21 protein-coding genes and 1 tRNA gene are annotated in these 21,011 nt (G+C 45.5%); 10 read left to right on the top strand and 12 right to left on the bottom strand.

Going from position 1 to position 21,011, the window contains the following annotated elements; translation table 11 throughout:
* Window positions 1–193: 193 nt before the first annotated feature.
* Together JGK22_RS04095 and JGK22_RS04090 are read left to right on the top strand one after the other, a co-directional pair.
* Window positions 194–403, top strand: coding sequence for a hypothetical protein (locus JGK22_RS04095; protein WP_293180773.1), 210 nt, complete (start codon window positions 194–196; stop codon window positions 401–403).
* 220 nt (window positions 404–623) lie between these two features.
* Window positions 624–1,358, top strand: coding sequence for a calcium-binding protein (locus JGK22_RS04090; RefSeq protein WP_293180770.1), 735 nt, complete (start codon window positions 624–626; stop codon window positions 1,356–1,358).
* Window positions 1,359–1,445: 87 nt separating this feature from the next.
* Here JGK22_RS04090 and JGK22_RS04085 read toward each other — a convergent pair whose 3' ends face one another.
* Window positions 1,446–1,661: a hypothetical protein gene (locus JGK22_RS04085; RefSeq protein ID WP_293190162.1), complete on the bottom strand. Its 216-nt coding sequence runs from the start codon at window positions 1,659–1,661 to the stop codon at window positions 1,446–1,448.
* An 84-nt stretch (window positions 1,662–1,745) separates the two neighbouring features.
* Between JGK22_RS04085 and truB the strand changes: the two genes are divergently transcribed.
* From truB to JGK22_RS04065, 4 genes are all read left to right on the top strand, one after another.
* Window positions 1,746–2,684, top strand: a complete 939-nt coding sequence (truB, locus tag JGK22_RS04080) for a tRNA pseudouridine(55) synthase TruB (protein WP_293218396.1) — start codon at window positions 1,746–1,748, stop codon at window positions 2,682–2,684.
* A gap of 80 nt (window positions 2,685–2,764) precedes the next feature.
* The gene (gene yidD / locus JGK22_RS04075; RefSeq protein ID WP_293180755.1) at window positions 2,765–2,989 is read left to right on the top strand and encodes a membrane protein insertion efficiency factor YidD; all 225 of its coding nucleotides are present in this window, start codon (window positions 2,765–2,767) and stop codon (window positions 2,987–2,989) included.
* A gap of 394 nt (window positions 2,990–3,383) precedes the next feature.
* Window positions 3,384–4,598, top strand: a complete 1,215-nt coding sequence (locus JGK22_RS04070; protein WP_293180752.1) for a response regulator — start codon at window positions 3,384–3,386, stop codon at window positions 4,596–4,598.
* Between the two features lie 204 nt (window positions 4,599–4,802).
* Window positions 4,803–5,801, top strand: a complete 999-nt coding sequence (locus JGK22_RS04065) for a glycosyltransferase (protein WP_293180806.1) — start codon at window positions 4,803–4,805, stop codon at window positions 5,799–5,801.
* 144 nt (window positions 5,802–5,945) lie between these two features.
* Here the strand turns inward: JGK22_RS04065 and JGK22_RS04060 are convergent, their stop codons facing one another.
* The 4 genes from JGK22_RS04060 to JGK22_RS04045 all read right to left on the bottom strand — a co-directional run bounded on the left by JGK22_RS04060 (window position 5,946) and on the right by JGK22_RS04045 (window position 8,319).
* The gene (locus tag JGK22_RS04060; protein WP_293190158.1) at window positions 5,946–6,791 is read right to left on the bottom strand and encodes a class I SAM-dependent methyltransferase; all 846 of its coding nucleotides are present in this window, start codon (window positions 6,789–6,791) and stop codon (window positions 5,946–5,948) included.
* A 207-nt stretch (window positions 6,792–6,998) separates the two neighbouring features.
* Window positions 6,999–7,328 carry an iron-sulfur cluster assembly accessory protein gene (locus JGK22_RS04055; RefSeq protein WP_293180746.1) on the bottom strand — a complete coding sequence of 110 codons (330 nt, stop codon included), beginning with the start codon at window positions 7,326–7,328 and terminating at the stop codon, window positions 6,999–7,001.
* 115 nt (window positions 7,329–7,443) lie between these two features.
* Window positions 7,444–7,866 carry a phosphomannose isomerase type II C-terminal cupin domain gene (locus JGK22_RS04050; RefSeq protein ID WP_293180743.1) on the bottom strand — a complete coding sequence of 141 codons (423 nt, stop codon included), beginning with the start codon at window positions 7,864–7,866 and terminating at the stop codon, window positions 7,444–7,446.
* A 303-nt stretch (window positions 7,867–8,169) separates the two neighbouring features.
* Window positions 8,170–8,319, bottom strand: coding sequence for a hypothetical protein (locus JGK22_RS04045; RefSeq protein WP_293180740.1), 150 nt, complete (start codon window positions 8,317–8,319; stop codon window positions 8,170–8,172).
* A gap of 931 nt (window positions 8,320–9,250) precedes the next feature.
* Here JGK22_RS04045 and murJ point away from each other — a divergent pair.
* Window positions 9,251–10,864 carry a murein biosynthesis integral membrane protein MurJ gene (gene murJ / locus JGK22_RS04040; RefSeq protein WP_293180737.1) on the top strand — a complete coding sequence of 538 codons (1,614 nt, stop codon included), beginning with the start codon at window positions 9,251–9,253 and terminating at the stop codon, window positions 10,862–10,864.
* Between the two features lie 113 nt (window positions 10,865–10,977).
* On the opposite strand, the gene JGK22_RS04035 is transcribed toward murJ, so the two are convergent.
* Window positions 10,978–11,925 (bottom strand): phytanoyl-CoA dioxygenase family protein, encoded by a 948-nt coding sequence (locus tag JGK22_RS04035; protein WP_293208109.1) that lies wholly within the window; start codon window positions 11,923–11,925, stop codon window positions 10,978–10,980.
* A gap of 1,093 nt (window positions 11,926–13,018) precedes the next feature.
* Here JGK22_RS04035 and JGK22_RS04030 point away from each other — a divergent pair.
* The gene (locus JGK22_RS04030) at window positions 13,019–13,279 is read left to right on the top strand and encodes a hypothetical protein (RefSeq protein WP_293208111.1); all 261 of its coding nucleotides are present in this window, start codon (window positions 13,019–13,021) and stop codon (window positions 13,277–13,279) included.
* A 76-nt stretch (window positions 13,280–13,355) separates the two neighbouring features.
* Here JGK22_RS04030 and JGK22_RS04025 read toward each other — a convergent pair whose 3' ends face one another.
* The 3 genes from JGK22_RS04025 to moaC all read right to left on the bottom strand — a co-directional run bounded on the left by JGK22_RS04025 (window position 13,356) and on the right by moaC (window position 14,587).
* Window positions 13,356–13,658, bottom strand: a complete 303-nt coding sequence (locus JGK22_RS04025) for a DUF3181 family protein (protein ID WP_293180728.1) — start codon at window positions 13,656–13,658, stop codon at window positions 13,356–13,358.
* 62 nt (window positions 13,659–13,720) lie between these two features.
* Complete coding sequence (locus tag JGK22_RS04020) at window positions 13,721–13,978, bottom strand: 2TM domain-containing protein (protein ID WP_293157023.1); 258 nt, start codon at window positions 13,976–13,978, stop codon at window positions 13,721–13,723.
* 87 nt (window positions 13,979–14,065) lie between these two features.
* Entirely contained in the window at window positions 14,066–14,587 is a 522-nt protein-coding gene (moaC, locus tag JGK22_RS04015) for a cyclic pyranopterin monophosphate synthase MoaC (RefSeq protein WP_293180725.1), read from the bottom strand.
* Window positions 14,588–14,665: 78 nt separating this feature from the next.
* Here moaC and JGK22_RS04010 point away from each other — a divergent pair.
* Window positions 14,666–14,739, top strand: a tRNA-Arg gene (locus tag JGK22_RS04010).
* Window positions 14,740–15,088: 349 nt separating this feature from the next.
* On the opposite strand, the gene JGK22_RS04005 is transcribed toward JGK22_RS04010, so the two are convergent.
* From JGK22_RS04005 to JGK22_RS03995, 3 genes are all read right to left on the bottom strand, one after another.
* On the bottom strand, window positions 15,089–16,333 hold the full coding sequence (locus tag JGK22_RS04005; protein WP_293190156.1) for an MFS transporter: 1,245 nt from the start codon (window positions 16,331–16,333) through the stop codon (window positions 15,089–15,091).
* Window positions 16,334–16,562: 229 nt separating this feature from the next.
* On the bottom strand, window positions 16,563–17,750 hold the full coding sequence (locus tag JGK22_RS04000; RefSeq protein ID WP_293180719.1) for a glycosyltransferase family 4 protein: 1,188 nt from the start codon (window positions 17,748–17,750) through the stop codon (window positions 16,563–16,565).
* A gap of 232 nt (window positions 17,751–17,982) precedes the next feature.
* Entirely contained in the window at window positions 17,983–19,671 is a 1,689-nt protein-coding gene (locus JGK22_RS03995) for a DUF2079 domain-containing protein (RefSeq protein ID WP_293312391.1), read from the bottom strand.
* Between the two features lie 88 nt (window positions 19,672–19,759).
* On the opposite strand from JGK22_RS03995, the gene JGK22_RS03990 reads away from it, so the two are divergent.
* Window positions 19,760–20,998 carry a histidine kinase gene (locus JGK22_RS03990; protein ID WP_293190152.1) on the top strand — a complete coding sequence of 413 codons (1,239 nt, stop codon included), beginning with the start codon at window positions 19,760–19,762 and terminating at the stop codon, window positions 20,996–20,998.
* Window positions 20,999–21,011 lie beyond the last annotated feature (13 nt).

Genomic DNA, 21,011 nt, shown 5'->3' with positions numbered 1-21,011 from the left:
AAACCAGAAAGAATTGGTTTAAAGCCTGTCCCCGATCGGGAGAAATTAAAATCAGACTATTCATTACTCCAATCCTCGGACTTCCAGGTAGAGGTCGCTGTCCCAGGTCAACTGTCAACTGTCAACTGAATGAAGGTTATACCTAAATTTTATGTATTGAACCAACTGCCAAACTATAGGATCGTAACTATTGATGGGCAGATTTATTTCGTCAAAGGCGATCGGCTCGCTCAGCACTGAAATTGGACATCAAGAAATAATCAAACCAGGAGTGAGCCGTTGGTCAGACGCCGCTCCAAATATGCAATTTAAATGCAGAATTGTTTGCCAGCCAACGCTACTTGAATTTATCCTCAAACAAGCAACGCTGCTAACAGATTTTTTACCAGAAATAATTGGTTGAAAGCCTCTCACGAGTGAGGGAGAAATTAAAATCAGACTATTCATTACTCCAATCCTCGGACTTAAGGGTAGAAGTCGCTCTCAAACTGTCAACTGTCAACTGTCAACTGTCAACTGTTGAACACTTCCCCGCCTGAAGACACCTGGTGTTCGTGGTACTTTCTGTAACTTACGCTTTTAGGCTAAGTTAGAATGGCAAATTTCTACCAGTATTCAAAACTATGCCATCAGCAGTACCAGTTAAGATCGTAATCACAACCCCAACCCCAACCAGCCCGGGTACCAGGCCCGGAGGCTCTGCTACCGCTCGCAATGGCACCAGCGGCCCTGACTCCCTCAGCGGTACTGCCGGCGCTGACTTGATCTTCGGTTTGGGAGGCGCTGACAGCATTTTAGGTTTGGGGGGAGACGATAGCCTCTACGGCGGTGACGGGGACGACTCAATACAGGGCGACGCTGGTAATGATTTGCTGTTCGGCGGTGCAGCCCGCGACAGCGTTTTGGGCGGCGCGGGCGACGATACTTTCTACGGGGGGAAAGGTGCTGACTCGGTAAGCGGGGATGATGGCAATGATTTGCTGTTTGGCAACCAAGACAACGATACTTTGTTGGGCGGCGCGGGCAATGATACGTTTTTTGGCGGTGCAGGCGATGACTCGCTGTTTGGTGGCCTGGGCGATGATTGTTTGTCGGGCGATCGCGGCAGAGATACTTTAACTGGTGGCGCAGGGAATGATACTTTTTCGATCGGGCGATCGGCAGATGGCGATGTGATTACCGATTTTACTGTTGGTACGGATAAAATTCGCTTGAGAGCCGACCTCACTTTTGCCGAACTCACCATTTCTGCTGGGCCCGGAACCGTGCCGAGTACAATTGTTCAGTTTACAAGTACCAAGGAAACTCTGGCTACTGTATTGGGAGTTACTATCTCTCGGACGGACTTTATTTTTTAATTGGGAATGGGGATTGGTAATTGGTAATTGGTAATTGGTAATTGGTAATTGGGCTTGCAGGTTCTTTTGAGTTTTAAGTTTCAATATTTAACTTTTTAACTCAAAACCGGGAAGCGTTGCGACCAACAAAGTAATCTCAAAACTTTTCTTTTTCCTTCTTTCTTGTTCCTTGTTCCATTTTCCCTCGAATCGATTTTCATTAAATCCGTTACATCTGAGATCTTGCACCAATGTCGATAAGCCCTTGAGGAACAGGCAAGATGCCTGTTCCACCAGAAAAATCATCTTTTGTGGAACAGGCATCTTGCCTGTTCTTGAGAATGGTACAAGATGTGAGTTACATCCGTTATACAATCCCTTGCCGAACTTCCTTCTTCCTTCTTACTAATGACTATTGACGGTTTTCTCAATCTCAACAAACCTGCGGGCATGACATCTCACGACTGCGTGGGGCGAGTGCGCCGAATATTGAAACTCAAACGAGTGGGACACGGAGGAACCCTCGATCCGGCTGTGACTGGCGTTTTGCCGATCGCCCTGGGAAGAGCAACCAGACTGCTGCAATTCCTCCAACACCACAAAGCTTACCGAGGTACGATTCGGTTTGGCTTAACTACCGCTACGGACGATTTAGAAGGAGAAATCCTGAATTCTAAACCTGTCCCGGAGTTGAGTTTAGAACAAGTGCAAGCTGCACTGCCGAATTTTATCGGCAAAATAGAACAATTTCCGCCGAGTTTTAGTGCGGTTCAGGTGGGAGGAAAACGGCTTTATGAGTTAGCTAGAAAAGGCGAAACTGTGGAAGTTGCGGCTAGGAATGTTGAGGTGTTTCGGCTGGATATCTTGGATTGGCGGCCCGGCGATTTTCCAGAATTGGATTTGTCGATCGCCTGCGGGGCGGGTACTTACATTCGGGCGATCGCCAGAGACTTGGGCGCACTCTTGAATGCCGGCGGTACTTTGGCTGGTTTGACTCGCACCGAAAGCAGCGGTTTCTCGATCGACCAAAGTCTCACGTTTGAAGAATTAGAAGTGCAATTGCAGGAGAATACATTCAGCCCGATTTTGCCATCGGCGGTTTTGAGACACTTAGGTGCGATCGTCCTTTCTCCTGAATATACCAAACGCTGGTTTCAAGGACAGCGCCTCCCCATTCCCGAAACGCCCGTAGAAGCGGAGGACAGTAGCAAACATCCCTCTGAAAACTTAAGCTCCGAATCTCCCTATCACTTGCAAGTTTACGATCGAGATGGTAATTTTTTAGGTATCGGTCAAGTAGCAAACTCCGAAACAAATACCATATTGTCTCCTCAAATTGTCTTTTAGCGATCCAAGAGGGGGAAATAAAAATAGGTAGACAGGACAACATTTTGCAATTAATTTAATCAAACGCTGAGGTCAAGATTGTGAAAGTATTGCTGATCGGATTAATTCGAGGCTACAAAATGGGGATTTCTCCTTATTTGCCTAACGCCTGTAGATTTCAGCCCACTTGTTCCCAATACGCGATCGAAGCCATAGAAAGATTTGGGGCGGCCCGCGGCGGAGCGATCGCAGTTAAGCGCATTTTGCGCTGTCATCCTTTTCATCCAGGGGGTTACGATCCCGTACCTCCCAAAGATAGTCATTAGTCATTAGTCATTAGTCATTAGTCATGTTTTGCTGTCCCCGCCGAGCGAACGTCCAACGTCCAACGTCATGTTTTGCCAGCGTCTCCCCCGAGCGAACGTCCAACGTCATTAGTTATTAGTCAACTGTCAACGCATCCTTATAGCTAAAACTCCCGAGGGGAATCATACCTTTTTGAGATTTGAGATTTAAGATTTCGGAATACCGGATCAATTAAGGATTTCGATCGCACTTATAGTTGCATTATTTTGGAGAAATTGTATGAATACCCGATCGGGTTAAACTCGCATCAGGTAGTGTGTTTTTTTGAACACAATTCAGTAATATTACTGTTTTTTTCCCAAACTCAGCAGCGATATAATAGGGAAAACAGGAGTACAGGGGATGCGAGTTGATATGTCTGCTACCGCAATCGGGTACAAAATGCTGTCTCATACTTTGGCAGTCCTCAGCCAGAAACAAGCAACGGGAAAACTGCTATTAGAGCAAGGTGAGCAACAGTGGCAACTATACTTTTTTCAGGGTAGTTTGGTTTATGCCACAGGAGGAGCGCACAGAGCGAGGCGCTGGTACAGGGCTATTGGACAACACTGTCGCAACTTTCAAGTGGATCTTAGAGATCTGGAGGCTCGGGAACTGTGGGAATATCAACTGATTCAGCAAGGGCTAGCGGCCAGCGAAATGAGTTTGCAACAAGCTAAGGCGATCGTCCACAGCAGCGTTTCCGAAGTATTCTTTGCTCTGATCGGTCAATCGGGTTTGCGTCGGGAGTGGCGTCCGTCGGAAAAATATTTTTCTAAAGTAATCTCTTCTTTGCTGCTGTCTGTAACGGAAGTAGAACAAATTATGTACTCTACAGAACTAATTTGGCAGAAGTGGAAAGGCATGGGTTTGTGGCTGGTAGAACCAGAACAAGCACCCCTTTTAAAAGCGTCTGCCCAGTTGCAGGAAAATCGATTTAGTTCTAACTCTTTGATAGCTTTGGCTAACGTATTTAACGGCGAGAATACTCTTTGGGATATTGCATTGAAGAAAAAGCAGTGCGTGACAGTCGCAACTCGCGCTTTAGTTAATTACATGAAGCAGGGTTTAGTAAATTTCCGCACAGTACCAGACTTACCGTCGCCTATAGAACAGTGGCGCCTTGCTGCGTCGATGGCTGGGCAGGTTCGCCCTTTGATTGCCTGTATCGATGACAGTCCGACAGTATGCGAATTTTTACAGCAAATTTTATTGCCGGCGGGGTATCGAGTTCTAAAAATTCAAGATCCGATGGATGGAGTGGGCATCATTGCCAAACAAAAGCCTGCTTTAATTTTTATGGACGTGGTAATGCCGAAGACAAACGGCTTTGCTTTGTGTAATTTTTTGCGACAAACACCGAGTTTTCGGGAAACTCCGATCGTGTTTTTGACTGGTAAAGACAGTATAATCGATCGCACGCGAGCCAAACTTACAGGTGCTTCCGATTTTTTGAGCAAGCCGCCCAATCCGGAACAGGTTTTGCAAATAGCTCAGAAGTATTTAAAGGTAAAAGGCGATCGCAACCCTTTAGGAATTCGCCCCCACGATTTACTGAATTCGCGCCAACTTACTTTGGCAAATTCTTGAACCAAATTTATGCTCAAAAAGCATCGCTTATCCGGTGCGTCAGTCTCTGGCGCACCTTAGACGTATTATAATAAAGACGCAACTAGATTTGATAAATAAATCTTTGAGGCGCGAGTGTATAATTTTTCTGGATTTCACAGCCAGGGATTTTAGTAAATCCGCCCAGCCTGTATAGATTCTAATGCTTCGGACTTGATATTCATGATGAGCGATCGAACTCCGCAGGTAAGCGTGGTGATTCCGGCTTACAACTGTGCTGCTTACGTCGGCCAAGCCGTAGATAGCGTGCTGCACCAAACCTATACTGACTGGGAAATTATTGTAGTAGACGACGGTTCCCGAGACGACACCAAATTAGTTTTAGAGCAATATGGCGATCGCATTCGCTACATTTACCAACAAAATCAAGGAGTTTCCATTGCCCGAAATCGCGGCATCGAACTAGCGCAAGGAGAATTCATCGCCTTTCTCGATGCAGATGACTACTTTTTACCCGAGAAATTAGCAGCACAAATTGCTGTATTTAGAGCGCAACCAAATCTAGGAATAGTCCACAGCGGCTGGCGTCAAGTCAACAGCATAGGCGAACCTATCAAAGATGTCAAACCCTGGGAAAACGTCCCTAAATTAGACTTAGAAATGTGGCTGCGGTGGAAACCAGTATTGCCCAGCGCGATGATGTTTCGCCGCCATTGGTTAGAGCGAGCGGGCGGTTTCGATCCTCGATTTCCACCAGCCGAAGATACAGATTTAGCGCTGCGTTTAGCCTTAATGGGATGCGAAACAGAGTGGCTGCGACAAATAACAGTTTGCTACCGCCAGCACGAACAAAGTGCCATGTACAAAGGTTTACCGCAGGCTAAATCCTTGGCGGCGGTAATGGACAATTTTTTTGCGCGGCCCGAAGTGCCGGATAAAATACGTTTGTTGGAAAAGCAAATCAAGTACAGTACGTTGGTTTGGATTGCTTGGTATTTGCACCGCACCGGTCATCCTGTTGAGATGGCAGAATTTTTGCAGCGTTCTTGGAATTATACGCCTTATTTGCCAGTGGAAACAGTAATTAATTGGGCGGAGTGTTTTACGGAATTTTCGCAGGATACTGGCAATGAATTGGATGCAGATTTATTAACTCAATCTCCCGAATGGCAGCAGTTAATGCAGTGGACAATTCTCAGCAGCCATACTACAATAGGTTTGTAGTGAGGACTTTAGTCCTTCTTTCCGAGGACTAAAGTCCTCACTACGAACCTTTTTGTTACCAATTCCACCTCAGATTGGTAAATAAGGTTTTTTTAACGAACCGCGAAGACGCGAAGGACACGAAGAAAGAGAAGAGAAAAAGTGCTAAAGTTTTTTGGCAATATGAAATGCTGAAATATAGGAAGCTTTGATGATATTTTCGCAGTTTTTTGCTAACGCTTCCCGCAAACTTGCCAACAAAGAATTTTTCGTGCCATCGTCTAGCGCGATGTACTCTGAGTAAGTCTGCAAAAGATTCAGATAATCCTCAATGCTGTAGGTAATTTCACATACTAACTGTTCGTAAATTAAATCCTCGTACAGGCCTGAGTCGATGATATTTTGTCCGAGTTCTTTGATACTTTCTGCTTGATTGGCTCTTTCTTTGGCATGATATACTGCTAGAGACGGAGCTTGATTTTGATAAACTTCATCCAAAACTCGGTAAACTTCATCTTCTGGCAAAACTCCGGCATTCCAGAGCAAAATCAATGAACCTTTATCTTTTAATACGGCGGCCGTTTTTTGATAGCGAATCTCCGGTGACACCCAATGAAAAGAAGTCGCCGCCAGTACAGCATTGAATTTATCAGCTTCTAATTCCCACTCTTCCAAAGTTTGATTTTTAATTTCTACAGATGGATAAGTTGCACAGTTTTGTTGTGCTAGCTGACAAGCTGGCTGACTGGGTTCGAGACAAAGCATTGCAAAACCTAATTCCGCAAACGGAACAGTGGCTATTCCGGGGCCACATCCGATTTCAAGAATGTTGGCATTTGAGGGGAGTTCGGCTAATTCAACAACGCGATTAATTAGTTGTTGAGGATAGCGCGGTCTAGTTTTGTGGTAGAAACCTGCGATTTGGCTGTACCAATTTTTTCGCTGTTCGTAACTGTAGGTGGCGATATATTCGCTATACCAATCTTGGGGTTTTTCTGATTTATTTGCCATTGTTAAATCTTTCTTTTCTCTTCTCCTCTCTTCCTTCGCGTCCTTTGCGTCTTCGCGGTTCGTTCAAACTACTTATATTAAAATGCGAGATTATCCTTCAGTTTCAGCTTCTGTAAAAATTGGCGGTCACAGTTCACAAATTGGCAATTCCCAACCAGGAAAAAGTTCTGATACCGTCAAAATATCTCCATTACCCAGAACAGTTGATTATTCTTTAGCAGAAAAGGAGTTGCCGCAGCTACAGCTTTGGGCTGCATTGGGATTGTGGAATCGGAAACCTCCGCCCATCAAGTCTTCTGAATAATCTAAGGTGAGCTCGTTGAGATATTTTAAGTGCTGGGGGTCGATCGCAACTTGAACTCCCTCGGACTCGCAGAGAGTGTCTTCTGGGACGGGTGCATCGTCAAATGCCATTGTATAAGACAAACCGGAACAGCCGCTCGATTCCACGCCCAGACGAAACAAAGCATTCGGGTTCGGATACTTTGACTTGAGGCGCTTTACTTCTGTCGCTGCTGTTTTGCTTAGATGAATCATTAATTTTATTTGGTTACTGGTTACTGGTTATTGGTTACTGGTTATTGGTTACTGGTTACTGATTGGTGCGAATAACAAATAACAAATAACAAATAACAAATAACCAGTTTATAGGTTATTTAGCCTTAGATTCTGTCCGCGCATAATCGTCTTGAAAGCGCACAATATCATCTTCTCCGAGATATTCACCATTCTGCACTTCAATTAAAACCAGGGGAATCACTCCCGGATTTTCCAGACGGTGAGAAATACACTGTGGAACATAGGTAGACTGATTTGTAAATAGAACTTCTTCGGTTTCGCCACAAGTAACTTTTGCAGTACCGGAAACTACGATCCAGTGTTCGCTGCGGTGGTGGTGCATTTGCAGGCTGAGGCGGTGTCCCGGCTTGACTTCGATCCGCTTAATTTTGTATCCCGGGCCTTCTTCAAGTGTTGTAAAAGAACCCCACGGGCGTGATTCTGTAGCGGAAATTCCGTTGGGTGCAGCAGATGCGAGCAGAGTTAATGTTTGAGAAAGTTCTTGAGTTTGAACCATGATTTTTTACTCCTTCGGGATTGCTTGTTGAAGCCTTTAGTAAACGATGTTGGTTTTTGAGGTGAGCTAATTAGTTGTTAAAATCGAACCTCACCTGCGCGGAAGGGTTAGCGAACTGTACATTTTACTGTGAAATCTGCTCTTCCCGATCGACCAGCCTTAACAACCATAGCAAAATCACTATATTAGTTGTCACCTGTGATGGGTGCGATCGGCCAAATCTACATCAAATCTTCATCTGGGAGTGCTGATTCTTTATTTAATGGGAACATTTTATAAGATTTATGGTTGTTTTGGATTTTTTTAACCGCAGAGGGCGCAGAGGGCGCAGAGGAAGAGCGGATGTAGCGATTTGATCCTATCACTGTTCAGCTCCCGATCGTGTCCAGCTTCATTCGGCGCGATCGCAGCTTGAATATCCTCTAGATGTGAGTCGCTATCACAATTACTCATCTCTCTTCTCTTCCTCTGCGCTCTCTGTGGCCTCTGCGGTTAAAAAAATCCAAATATCTAATTTATCAATTAATTACCAACAAACTGTTTTTTACTTATTTATGAACAGGCAAGATGCCTATTGCTTACAATGGCGTAACATCTCAGCTTTAACTATTTTTTCACCGTCACTCGATCGCACAAGCTTTGATTTTTTAGTGGATCTACCCAATGCAGTATATCCACATATAATACATGATACTAGGTCAGGGTAAGCGCACCTCAAACGCAGTTGCCATCTAGATTGTAGGACTGCTACTTTGAGAGAGTTCAGGAAGCGCTGCGACTAATACCTTCACCATATAGAACTCATTTGACATCTTTTCTTGACCGATAAGGCTTGCAAGTAAGCCGTTTGGTATAACTCAATAAACTGTTGACGATAGCTGCGTAACCAACTCTAGCAAAACAGCCAAAATCCATAGATCGCAAGGCTTGCAGTTATAGCAATATATCTCAAATGAGTTCTATGAGGCTTTGTAGATCTTAAGACCTACAAGTAGGCAAAGCCAATTGATAGTTCTGGCGTTTATGTACCCTTAACTGTCGTTTTTTTTAGGGTGCATTTATTATGTTGATTAACTAAGTTTTTTCGTAATTGCTCACCCCCCCTACGGACAAAAATAAAATCTCTGAAACCCTTTGTAGGCAAGTATTGCAAAGTTTGAACACAATTATTTCATTTTTCAGTTTCGATCGCTAAAACCCTCATTCTGTCCTTGATTTTATTGAAGAAGAAGCTTTTTGCTTAAAATTCACAATCTGAAACTGTCTCGCTTGAGGCAGTTTCAGGGGAGGGAGGGTAGTTGAGCAATTACAATTCATGTTACGATCGTCCAGATTTGCTATTAAACTTAGCAAAGCCTTTTAGCACTAGCGTTTGTAACCATTTGTGTCTGAAACCCAGAAGCCCTCTCGTTCCCTAGCAGGGATTGCCGGTATTGTCGCAGTCGCCACTCTGATTAGCAAAGTCTTCGGATTGGTGCGCCAAATTGCGATCGCAGCAGCCTTTGGAGTCGGTGTCGCCGTCGATGCCTACAACTACGCCTACGTCATCCCCGGTTTCCTATTTATTTTACTGGGAGGCATTAACGGGCCATTTCACAGCGCGATCGTCAGCGTTTTAGCCCGCCGCGACAAAAAAGAAGCTGCACCCTTAGTCGAGACAATCACCACATTAGTTGGCGGCATATTGCTGTTGGTAACAATCGCTTTAATTATTTTTGCAGATCAGGCGATCGATTTAGTAGCACCCGGGTTAAATAGAACAGCAGAAGGTTTAGAAATCAAAGCAATAGCCGTCCAACAATTTCGGATTATGGCGCCGATGGCATTGCTTTCAGGCTTAATCGGCATTGGTTTCGGCACACTCAACGCCGCCGATATGTACTGGCTTCCTTCGATCAGCCCTTTATTTTCCAGCGTTGCACTTGTCGGCGGTTTAGGAATTCTCGCGCTACAACTCGGAGAAAAAATTACTCAGCCACAATACGCACTAATCGGTGGCTTAGTATTAGCTTGGGGAACTTTAGCAGGAGCAGTTTTGCAGTGGTTAGTGCAACTGGCGGCACAGTGGCGCGCGGGATTGGGAAAATTGCGTTTGCGGTTTAATTTTAAACGCCCCGGAGTGCAAGAAGTAGTTAAGGTGATGGTTCCTGCTACCTTATCCTCGGGAATGCTGCAAATTAACGTTTATACTGACTTGTTTTTCGCATCCTACATCCCTCAAGCTGCATCTGCCATGGGCTACAGCGGCTTGTTGGTAATGACTCCTTTAGGCATTATTTCTAATGTAATTTTAGTACCATTTTTGCCAATATTTTCTCGCCTTGCCGAACCCAAAGACTGGCCGGAATTAAAAGATAAAATTCGTCAAGCTTTAATTTTGACTGCGCTGACAATGATGCCCTTAAGCGCTTTAATGGTGACACTGGCTACACCCATCGTCCGCATTGTTTACGAACGCGGTGCTTTTAATCTGTCAGCCTCGCAGTTTGTCATACCGATATTGATGGCTTACGGTATTGGAATGTTTGTGTATTTGGGCCGCGACGTTTTGGTACGGGTATTTTATGCCTTGGGAGACGGGGAAACCCCTTTTCGTGTCAGTATTATCAATATCTTTTTAAATGGGCTGCTGGATTATTTGTTAGTAGGAGCTTTCGGCGCGCCCGGATTAGTTTTGGCGACGGTGGGAGTGAATCTAGTTTCGATGATTATGTTTTTGTACTTATTAGATAAAAAGCTGGGTGGCTTGCCTTGGGGGGAGTGGAGTTTGCCTTTTTTGGGGTTAGCTTGTGGTAGTTCTCTAACTGCTTTCGTGTCCTTGGCTACTCTGCAAGGCTGTCAAAGAGTTTTGGGTACTGAAGGTTTGGTAATTCAATTAGTGCAGTTGAGTGTGGCGAGTTTGGCAGGGTTGGGAGTTTTTGCCATTTTTGTGCATCAGATGAAGTTGCCGGAAGTTGAGATGTTTGTCGATCGCATTCGCGGCCGTTTTGGTAGATAATATAGTTTCTGTTGGCATCTGAATCATGTTTTAGGAGCGTCCCACTGCCCCAGAGAATAATCTAAAAAGTCTCGACAGACAGACAAGACTTCCTGATTGACGAGGTTGACTTGCTAGCAACCCAAAGCCTCGTGAATGTTGCCGTAGTCGTTAATGGTATACTCTATTTGCAGCATCAAGCGCGGTTTCTCAGTTGGCTGCGTTCCTCTGTGAAAGCAAAGGGGATTTTCTACAAACCCAAAACCAGCTTTGCCACAGACATTCACCACATTTTCAGCGCCGTAATATTCAACAATCTTTTCGTCATCGATGTCTGCACAGCGCGTACTTATAAGCTGGTGCATCAACTTTTTGCCTTTGTGAGTTCCAGAAACATAAGTGTGCGGCCCGCTGAACATATCGACATCGGTAAGGTAGAAAAAAAACTTAATGAACCGATAGTCGTCTAAATCGTAGTGAAATACTTGGGCTGCCTTGCGTTGCTGGATGTGGTTTTCTGCTGGAACTGGGAAACTCCACGATATTTCGCTGCCCATGTGTACTGGTTCGGCACCCAGAAATTTAGCTGCAATAGCCAGTATGCCGGGGTCTTTTTCCAGTTCTTTCAGGGTTGAAGACTGGTTTCCGTTACTCATATAGCTGCAAACGCGGGCATTTTTGGGTAAGTCCGCACCTACTTTTTCTGTTCCTTTGTAGTGGTAGGGACGGTTGGCATCTCTGTTAATGTAGCCAACTGTAGAACTGGCAAATTTCAAAAGTTCTTGAACTGTATCTTCGGGTAGCTGAAGATTTTGATAACAACTATCGGTTTCGATCGTAGCAGCGATCGCATCTACATCCAACTTTCCCAGAACTGAAGCATTTTCTTGACTGATAACATGAGATTTAGCTGGACGCTTCAATAACATCGTTGCCCAGTCGCGTACAATCTCGAAACGAGCAAATTTACGCATCAAAAATAGTCGAGGGTTTTGAATCAGACATTGATAGTTTTTGACGAAATAATTGGCAAGCTTGTACCCGAAGCTTTCCGATTTCTGAATCACGCTTGTTGTGTTCATAGTTTGCGGTAGTTTTGTACAAAATTTGTTATTGTAGCTTGCACCTGTGATCTTTTTGTGATTGTAAGCTGTCTTTGTTTGCAAAAAAAAGAGATATAAAAGTTTTAGAGTTTGCCAATACTTTAGCAAACAAACTTTTAGGTCTCAAGACTTACGCATGAACCACAAAAAACATAGAGTTGAGATTGCGATGCACAGCAAAGAATGACAGATATGCGTTTTCTTGCGTAAGTCCTATATCTGTCACTTGCATTGTTCTAACCTGATTGTTTTACGTTGTCAAGTAAAACAGATTTTTTAATTATTGTTGCTCTCGATCGAGTCCATGCTTGAATTCGACTGTCTTGAATGTATTTACGGCTGGTTATTTCGCGATATCTGCTCTTGATACGATCTGAACTTATGTGTTGCTTTGTTTTAAGAAATGTTATCAGAGCGGTTTCAGTGTAGTGCCGTAAAGATATTCAGTGGAGACAAGTCAATGCCTTGTTTTTAAAGGATTTCAGGCGATCGCAAACCTCTATAATTGCGCGAGCAAATTCTGGCAAACCGCTATCTTAAAAAAATGTAAAAATATTGGGTGGCATTCCCGACAAGCCTCCCCATAGCATTTTTGATTGCAAAAATTACGCTGGATGTGACAATTAAATCTCTGGTGTCCGGGGCTATAAGGTGTATTTTTAAACTTCTCCTTCAAATTTAGATCCGCCTTGCATCCCCCTTAAAAAGAGGGACAAAAGAGGATCTTGCTTCACTCTTTTTTAGCTGTCAATTAAGTAAATGAGTATGAAAATATACAAGTATTCAAATAGCGATCGAGACGAAGTGAAGTGAAGTCAAGCAATTGCTCCCTGACACCCATACACATTCTGTTACACCGCACCGATTTATTGGCGCCTACTTACTTAGTCCCATTTTGTTTAATATTTACGATCGCGCCACCGCCCCACCATTCCCTAAATTCACCGCGATCAATAATCAGAAAAATATAAATAATTGTAAATAAGCGAACTCAATCACAGACAGTGCGATCGCACTTTGCTAATTTCCTAGTAATTAAAAGCCTAGGGTGCCATCAGCTACGAGATAGAAGTTGCAAAATGATAGTTTAATTTGCGGTAGCGGTAACAATCTATTTGTCTTAGAAGCCGATGGAGGATTTGATACGATCCCTGATTTTACCGTCAATCGAGATTCGATCGCACTAACCGATGGTTTGAGTGTTAGCCAGTTGGGAATAACTCAAAATACTCAGGGAACTCCGATCGAAAACCTCTTGACAGGGGAGCAGTTAGGTGTGATGGTTGGAGTAAGTGCGAATGCGATTACCCCTGCTAATTTCTGGTTGATTTAGGCAAATAATGAAAAGTGCGATCGCCCTTAAGTCAAATTAAGGGCGATCGCACTTAAATCCCAATCAATAATTGAGATCACATATCCCGTTGAAATTCCTCAAGAACATCCATCAATTGCACTTGACACTGCATCGGAATCAAATCTGCCAGCGGCACTTCCCGCTTACCGCCACCGAGCTTAACTGAAATACCTTGCAAAACTCGTGCAACTTTGTCATCATTTAAACTGCCATCTTCCAGCATCGGGTAAAGTTGTTGGGCAACAACGGTATGCAGGTGGGCATCACGGAGATATAAATGCCACTTGGCAATGTCAATGTAGACATTTTCGCCGATTTGGGCGGCTAAGGATTCGATCGCAACTGTAGTATTAGCCATATCTAAAAAAGCAAATTATTTGTGCTGGATTAAAACAGTTAACAAATCGCCGACAACTCCCTTCAACCAGAATCTTTGGTTAAAGGCGAATAATCGGCGATCGCAAAAATGAAAATCGCGTGGGCCAAAACTACTAGAGCCCATACACCCGTCACTGTAACTGCCCAAGGCCAATCAGCCTTTTGCAAATTTTGAACAAACCACAAACCTGAATTGGAAGCAGAAAAAAGACCGACGTGGATCGCAAAATTCATGCGATCGTCTAATTGACGGTACTCAGGGTCTTTGCGATCGGGTTTGCGGGGCCAACGAGGAGGCATAGTTTTTCACTTGATGTTAGTAGTTCTGTGCCTATTTTAAGCATAAGTGCTACTTTTTGAATTCTGCCTCCCCCCAAGGCCGGAACTTTATCCCTCTAAATTTTGATAGTCTCCCGATTTGCCGCCGCTTTTGCTTACCAGTCGAATCGATTCAATGGCGATCGACTTGGACAACCCCTTAGCCATATCGTACAGAGTCAGCGCTGCAATCGAAACCGCCGTCATCGCCTCCATTTCCACACCAGTTTCGCCCTTAATTTTCACCGTCGCCCGAATTTGATACCCCGGCAACCCAGCATCCGGTATCACCTGCACTTCCACGCTGCTAATGGGCAGAGGGTGACACAGAGGAATCAGATTCGCCGTCTGCTTAGCCGCCATAATTCCAGCCAGCCTTGCAGTGCCCAATACATCGCCTTTCGGCGCATTCCCCGCTTCGATCGCCGCAAACGTCTCCGGCAGCATCCGCACCCGCGCCGCAGCCACAGCTTGGCGCACAGTTGCCACTTTCGCCGAAACATCCACCATTTGGGCTTCCCCGCTGTTGTCGAGGTGAGTTAGCTGCGCGCGATCGGGCAATTTAGAAAAAGTTTCGGAAAGGTCTTGCATTATTTTAGTAAAGGTGTTACTGTTAGATTCTGTGAGAAAAGAACTTAATCAATTTTAGATTAAGTCTGAACTCGACAGGGGCTTGTAGCTTAGTTGGATAGAGTGCATGGCTACGAACCATGAGGTCGGGGGTTCGAATCCCTCCAAGCCCATTATCAAAAGCGACGCATCTTACAGTATTTTGTAGGGTGCGTTTGTTGTTTAAAGTTGCCAAGTGCGATCGACAACAGACAAGATTCCAAAAATAGCTAAGACGGGCTCTCCGGCCCATTCCACAAAACTTTTTTCTTGTGGGATGGGCCGGAGAGCCCGTCCCGAGACGAAGAGAGGAACGAAGCAATCGCAGAGTCTATTTTTCACATCGCTTTTACTATCTTGAGATCTTATCTAAACTGTATCGGACAATAAACAAGATTGCAAAAATAGCTAAGACGGGCTCTCCGGCCCATTCCACAAAACTTTTTTCTTGTGGGATGGGCCGGAGAGCCCGTCCCCATCCTGTCACCTATTCAAAGCATAAACATCTTTGCCACGCCCGATCGCAAATTTAAGCGAATGAGACAAATTCTTGCTACACAAAGTAACAAAAATCAGCAAAGCCAAAGCAGCCAGAACAGCCGCCAAACCAAACATATTCCTGTAGCCAACTTGTTCAGCAACAAAACCCAAAGTCGGGCCAGCAAGCGCAATCCCCAAATCAAACCCACCAATACAAATCGAAAACAAACGACCTCTTTCTTGAGGTTCGCACCTATCCGACATCAGCGTCACCATCATTGGCATAACAGTACCGCCAGCCGTACCTTCAACCAAAGCCGCGATTAAAAAAGCACCGCTGCTGTTAGCAAAATACAACAATAACATAGACACGGCGTAACAGATTAAGCCGCCAGAAATAAACAAGCCGCGGCCGTATTTGTCCGAAGCCCGCCCCGTCACCAACCGCAAACTGAAACTGGCGATAGCCGCCGTAGAATAAAATAATCCCGGATTCAAATTAACCTTAGTTTCTTGGATAAACAAAGGCATAAAAGTGCTCAAAGTTCCGAATACCAAACCAACCAGCAATAGCACCAAAGCCGGAATCCGCACCCGGGGATTCCACAGCATTTGCCAGTATTTTTGGCTGTTTTTGTCCTCAGATAGCGAGTCAGACTTTGTTAACTCAGCGAAATTCGGTTCCACAACTTTGGTGGTAATAAATAAAGCTGTTGTGGCGAAAGCCGCCGACATCGCAAACAAAGCAGGATAACCAATCCCAGCTTGAATAAATCCGCCCATCGCAGGGCCAAATGCCAAACCGATAGGGGCCGCCAAACTCATATAACCGATTAATTCGCCCCGCTTTCCAGGCGGCGACAAATCTGTCACCAAAGCGCTGTAAGCTGTAGTAAAAGCGGCGATACTAATGCCGTGAAAAGCCCGGAGAAACAACAGTAATGGGACAGATTGAGCTAACAGGTAGCCGATAGGGGCAAGTGCAGCGACAGACACGCCTAGCAGCAAAACTTGTTTGCGCCCCCGGCTGTCGGCTATTTTACCCAACTGCGGCCTCGATAGCAAAAGCCCGATCGCAAATGCACCCATCACAAAACCAATTTGCTGCTTGCTACCGCCCACAGATTGAACGTACAGCGGCAAAGTTGGCAGCAGCGAAGCCAAACTACACCAGAATAGCAAGCCTGCGGTAAATAAAGTTACCAAGCTGCGTTTGGGTTGGGGTTCGATGTCCCTAAAAATATTCAAGATGCAAATTCCCTGTAAATTTTCTGATTACCAATTAGCAATTGCCAATTCCCATTACCAATTACCAATTACCAATTACCAATTACCAATTACCAATTACCAATTCAGTAACTTGAGAATTGCCACATTTGTTTCTGTAAACTGTCAACCCTTCGACAAACTCAGCGCAAGCTGTCAACTATCAACTGCAAACTGTCAACTGTCAACTGTCAACTGTCAACTGTCTGTTTTACCAATCAACCTCGGCCCTTTCCTCCACCACGCGCTGATAAACCCATTCGGTTTCCATTGCCAACTTCGGCCAACTAAATCGACGTTCCAAATCCTCATAAGCATTGTCAACCAACCATCGCCCATAACCAGGATTTCTCAGTACCTCCAAAATCCCCCAGGCCAAAGAATCGCGATTGTTAGCCTCAGTAACAACACCAGTTTTTGTATGCTGCACCACCTCCGGTAAGCCACCCGCATTCGACACCACCACAGGTACTCTTGCAGCAAAGCTTTCTAATGCTACAATCCCAAAAGGTTCGTAAAGACTGGGGAAAACCGCGCAGTCAGCCACCGTCTGGAATTTGTCGAGATGTTCCTCAAACATGAAACCCGTAAAATAACACTTATTCCAAATTCCTAAATTCCAAGCCATAACTTTGAGATGGTCTGTATTGCCACCACCAACAATAACAATTTTTGCGTTACCCCCCATTTCCCTAATTACTTGAGGTGCTGCATTGAGAAATACAGCAATGCCTTTTTCGTAGCTAATTCTGCCTACATAATAAACTATTTTTTCGTCGTCTGCTGCAAACTTGCGGCGGAAATCCATCGCGTCAAATTCGTCCCTGCGCGGCTTTTTTTCCGATCTAATTCCGTTGTAAATTACCTCTATTTTGTTCCACGGAGTCGATAGTACAAGTTCGGCTTCCCGCCGCATATAGTCGCTGCAAACAATGACGCGCCAAGCGTTATAAGCGAGGTCGTTTTCCTTGGCGTTAATGTAGCGCTGCCCGTCATTGTGGAGGCCGCTGAAGCGCCCGTATTCGGTGGCGTGGATGGTGGCAATTAGCGGTACTTTAAAGGTATGCTTGAGGGCGATCGCCGCATCTCCCACCAGCCAATCGTGAGCGTGGATCAAATCAAAGGGGCCTTCTTCTAGCATTAGTTTGCCGCCTTGGTGCCCCATGCTTTGGTTGAGGTTCGCCACCCAGTGAAAAAAGTCCTTGGCGTGCCCGACTACTACACGATGCACCTCTATTCCTTCAACCACTTCGTACATCGGCGCGTGACCGAACTCTACTGTAATTAAGTGAATCGAGTGCCCTAGCTTCACCAATTCTGGATACAGTTCCGATACGTGGCGGGCGATACCGCCGACTATTCTGGGAGGAAACTCCCATGCCAATACCAAAATTTTCATCTTTCTCCCCTCCTAAGAATTTATATATCTTAATGTTTATTGTTGACTACTTTATTGTATGATCCACAGCCTAAAATGTTGATCGATCGCAAATCTATGCCCGAGGGCTGACTTTTGGCAGCAACAAGGACGGAAAATTATGCAGAAACCGGGTGTTTGCAGCAATTGCTCTCTGGCCCGGTTTCTGGAATATTTGGCCTAAACCGACAGTTTCGGGCGATCGCCCGCACCCTCAAGATTGCTTCAAAATCGGTTCCAACTCGCGGCGAAAACGATCCCAAGCAGCCACCGATGCAGAATTAGAAGCAGCGCCCTGACGCATTAAAATCGCACCGTCTTCAAAGCCAACAATTCCGTAGTCTCCAGATTTGGACATTCGATCGATCGCTGGCACGATTTGCTGCAACTGTCCGCGTTCCCGGCGAAACGCAGGTTGATACTGCTGCAACTGCCACATATCGGCAATTACATATTCCATCTTCACTGCCTCTCCCGCATCATTCCGCAGTTCAAACATCGGAAACCGGAGAATTTCCCGGCGGCTTGACAAAATCGGCACAATAGTATTCGTTGCAGCCACGCTAGCATTATCAGGAATTTGAGCTAACAGCGGGCGCACTTGAGACACGTGCTGCCACTGTCTGATGAGAGGAACCTGCACCCAAGGATCGATCGCATCGGGCAAAATAAACGAAAAAGTCCGATTGGGGTTAGACGTGAAGGTAAAAAATAGCGACAAGCAGATGCAAAACCCCCAAAAGCGGCGAAACTGTGAAGACGAAGGGAAAGGCAACACCGCATTCGGAAAACGCAAGATTGTTTGTTCTCCCCTCCTAATTCTATCTTCTTCCTTTTGACGGCCAGCCCACCACAGGATTGCCCCATAAAACAGCCCCGGAACCACAGTCATCGCATAGCGAATATTAATTGCCAGCACAGATTCTCCTTTAGCTAAAAATAGCTTTAGCAGCGGGAAACCTGCGATCGTCCAAGATGCGGGCGCTACGGCAGGAACCAAAGCTAACGGCAACCACTGACCAAGTAGGTATCTAATCTTACCAAAAAAGGGCGTAAATAGCTCAGTCACCAACCGCCCGGGATTGCTAACCATTCCCCAAATAATTTCAAGAGTCGAAGCTTCATCACCATCAGCATATTGACCGAAGCGTTCCATCATAAACCGCTCGGAAATATCAGCAGAAAACAAAGGCATAATCAGATTTGTCAAAGCAATCATGTAACCAAAACTGAGAATGCACACAGCCAAGCCAGTCAGAGGATAGCGCCGACTCAAAATCATGTAAGCCCCCACCCCAAACAACACAACTCCCCCATCTTCTCGCACGGCTAACATTAAAGTTGCGAGAATCCCAAACAGCGGCCACCAGCGCTTCTCCATCGCCAGCAACAAGCCAAAAACATAAAGCGGAGTTTGGCAAGAATCATGAAAATTACCCAAAGTCGGGCCGATAACGGCGTTAGCTGCGTAATAGCTCACGACAATTGTCGCCGACAGTCGCGGTTCTAGATGGTGTCTGGCGAGAGCGTACAGGACTAAACCAGCCGCCGTAATTAAAGTCACCTGCAACACCGTCAAAGTAACAGGAGAGGGGAACAGCGAGTAAATTGGCAGCCACAGCATCAGCGCTGGGGTGAAATGCTGCCCCAACCGATAGTAAGATACAGACGGGAGCTGATTTTGGTGAACCACGTTAGTGGACAAAGCCGAAGACAGGGAACTCTCAAACAAGTGACCCCGAGTGCCGTTCCAAAAAAGTTGATTGAAAATGCCTTGGTCGTATGTAGCGTAAAAGCTGTAGTAGCGGTGCAGCGTCAGCAGCAGGCACAGCACAAAAAAGGCCGCCGCCACTTGAACCACTACCCGCAGCGACTCATTTTTCTTCCATCTCAAAAATGTCATTGGCCCGCCGTAATGAAATCATCGGACAATAGCATAAATCTAAAGTAAGTATTAAATTAAAGTAGAAGTGAAATAACTCGGCTCGGCAATGGTCAATTATTTTCACCCGATCGAAAAAGTCAACAGCGTCAATCCAACATCCGGCAACGACGACACCGACTGTTCTCCCGAACAGCCGACCAATCCTGCACCGCTTTTACAGCTTTTGCTGTTCGTAGACAAGCGTCCCTCTTCCAGGGAACAGACCAGACACATCCGCAAGTCCCTACAGGCTTTGAAGGCAGAGTGCGACTTTGAGCTTCAAGTCATCGACGTAGGAGAACAGCCGGATTTAGCCGAACACTTTAAACTTGTAGCCACTCCCTCGCTGCTCAAAATTCATCCCGATCCCCGACAAACTCTCGCCGGCAGCAATTTGATCGCCCAACTCGAACATTGGTGGCCCCGCTGGAAGCGTTCTGTAGAAGAATACGCAGCTCAGCAGCAGTCTACCTCGGCTCTGGCTGCCAATCTGGCCGACCCAAAACCCATCTATTCGGTTGCTTGCGCCACCGAACTCGTGCAGCTTGCGGATGAAGTTTTTCGGCTCAAACAGGAAAAAGAACACCTGCAAGAGCAGTTGCAGTTGAAAGACAGGATTATTGCGATGCTGGCTCACGACTTGCGAAATCCCTTAACGGCCGCATCTTTGGCTTTGGAGACTTTGGAGTCAAATCAGAAGGTAAAGGAGGGGCAAAAGTCCCGTTTGACACCGACTCTGGCGGCTCATTTGATGAAACAAGCCCGCCGCCAAATCCGAATTGTCGATCGCATGATTACAGATATCCTGGAAGCAGCCCGGGGTACTAACGCTCAACTCCACATGGAACCCAAAAAAATCGAACTGAGGGCGATTTGTCAAGATGTAATCCTGCAATTTCAAGACAAATTTCAGGCTAAAAGTCTGAACTTAGAAACAGACATTCCCGCAGATTTGCCCTTGGTTTATGCCGATCCCGATCGCATCAAACAAGTCATAGTCAACCTGCTTGACAACGCCAGCAAGTACACGCCAGAGCAAGGAACTGTAAGTATTTCCATACTGCACCGCACTGCTTACAAAGTTCAAGTCAGCATTGGTAACAGCGGCCCAGGAATTCCCGAAGAAGATTGTGCGAGCATTTTTGAAGACAGCTATCGCTTGCAGCGAGATAAATCAACAGACGGTTACGGCATTGGACTGTCTTTGTGTCAAGGCATCATCCGCGCCCACTACGGTCAAATTTGGGTAGACTCTGTACCCGATCGAGGTAGTTGTTTTCACTTTACCCTGCCTATTCAGAAATAACTGTCAGTTGTTA

The sequence above is a fragment of the Microcoleus sp. PH2017_08_TRC_O_A genome (assembly GCF_020738665.1).
GTDB lineage: Bacteria > Cyanobacteriota > Cyanobacteriia > Cyanobacteriales > Microcoleaceae > Microcoleus.
Note: the sequence above shows the minus strand (reverse complement) of the source record. Positions and strands in the feature narration are given on the sequence as shown.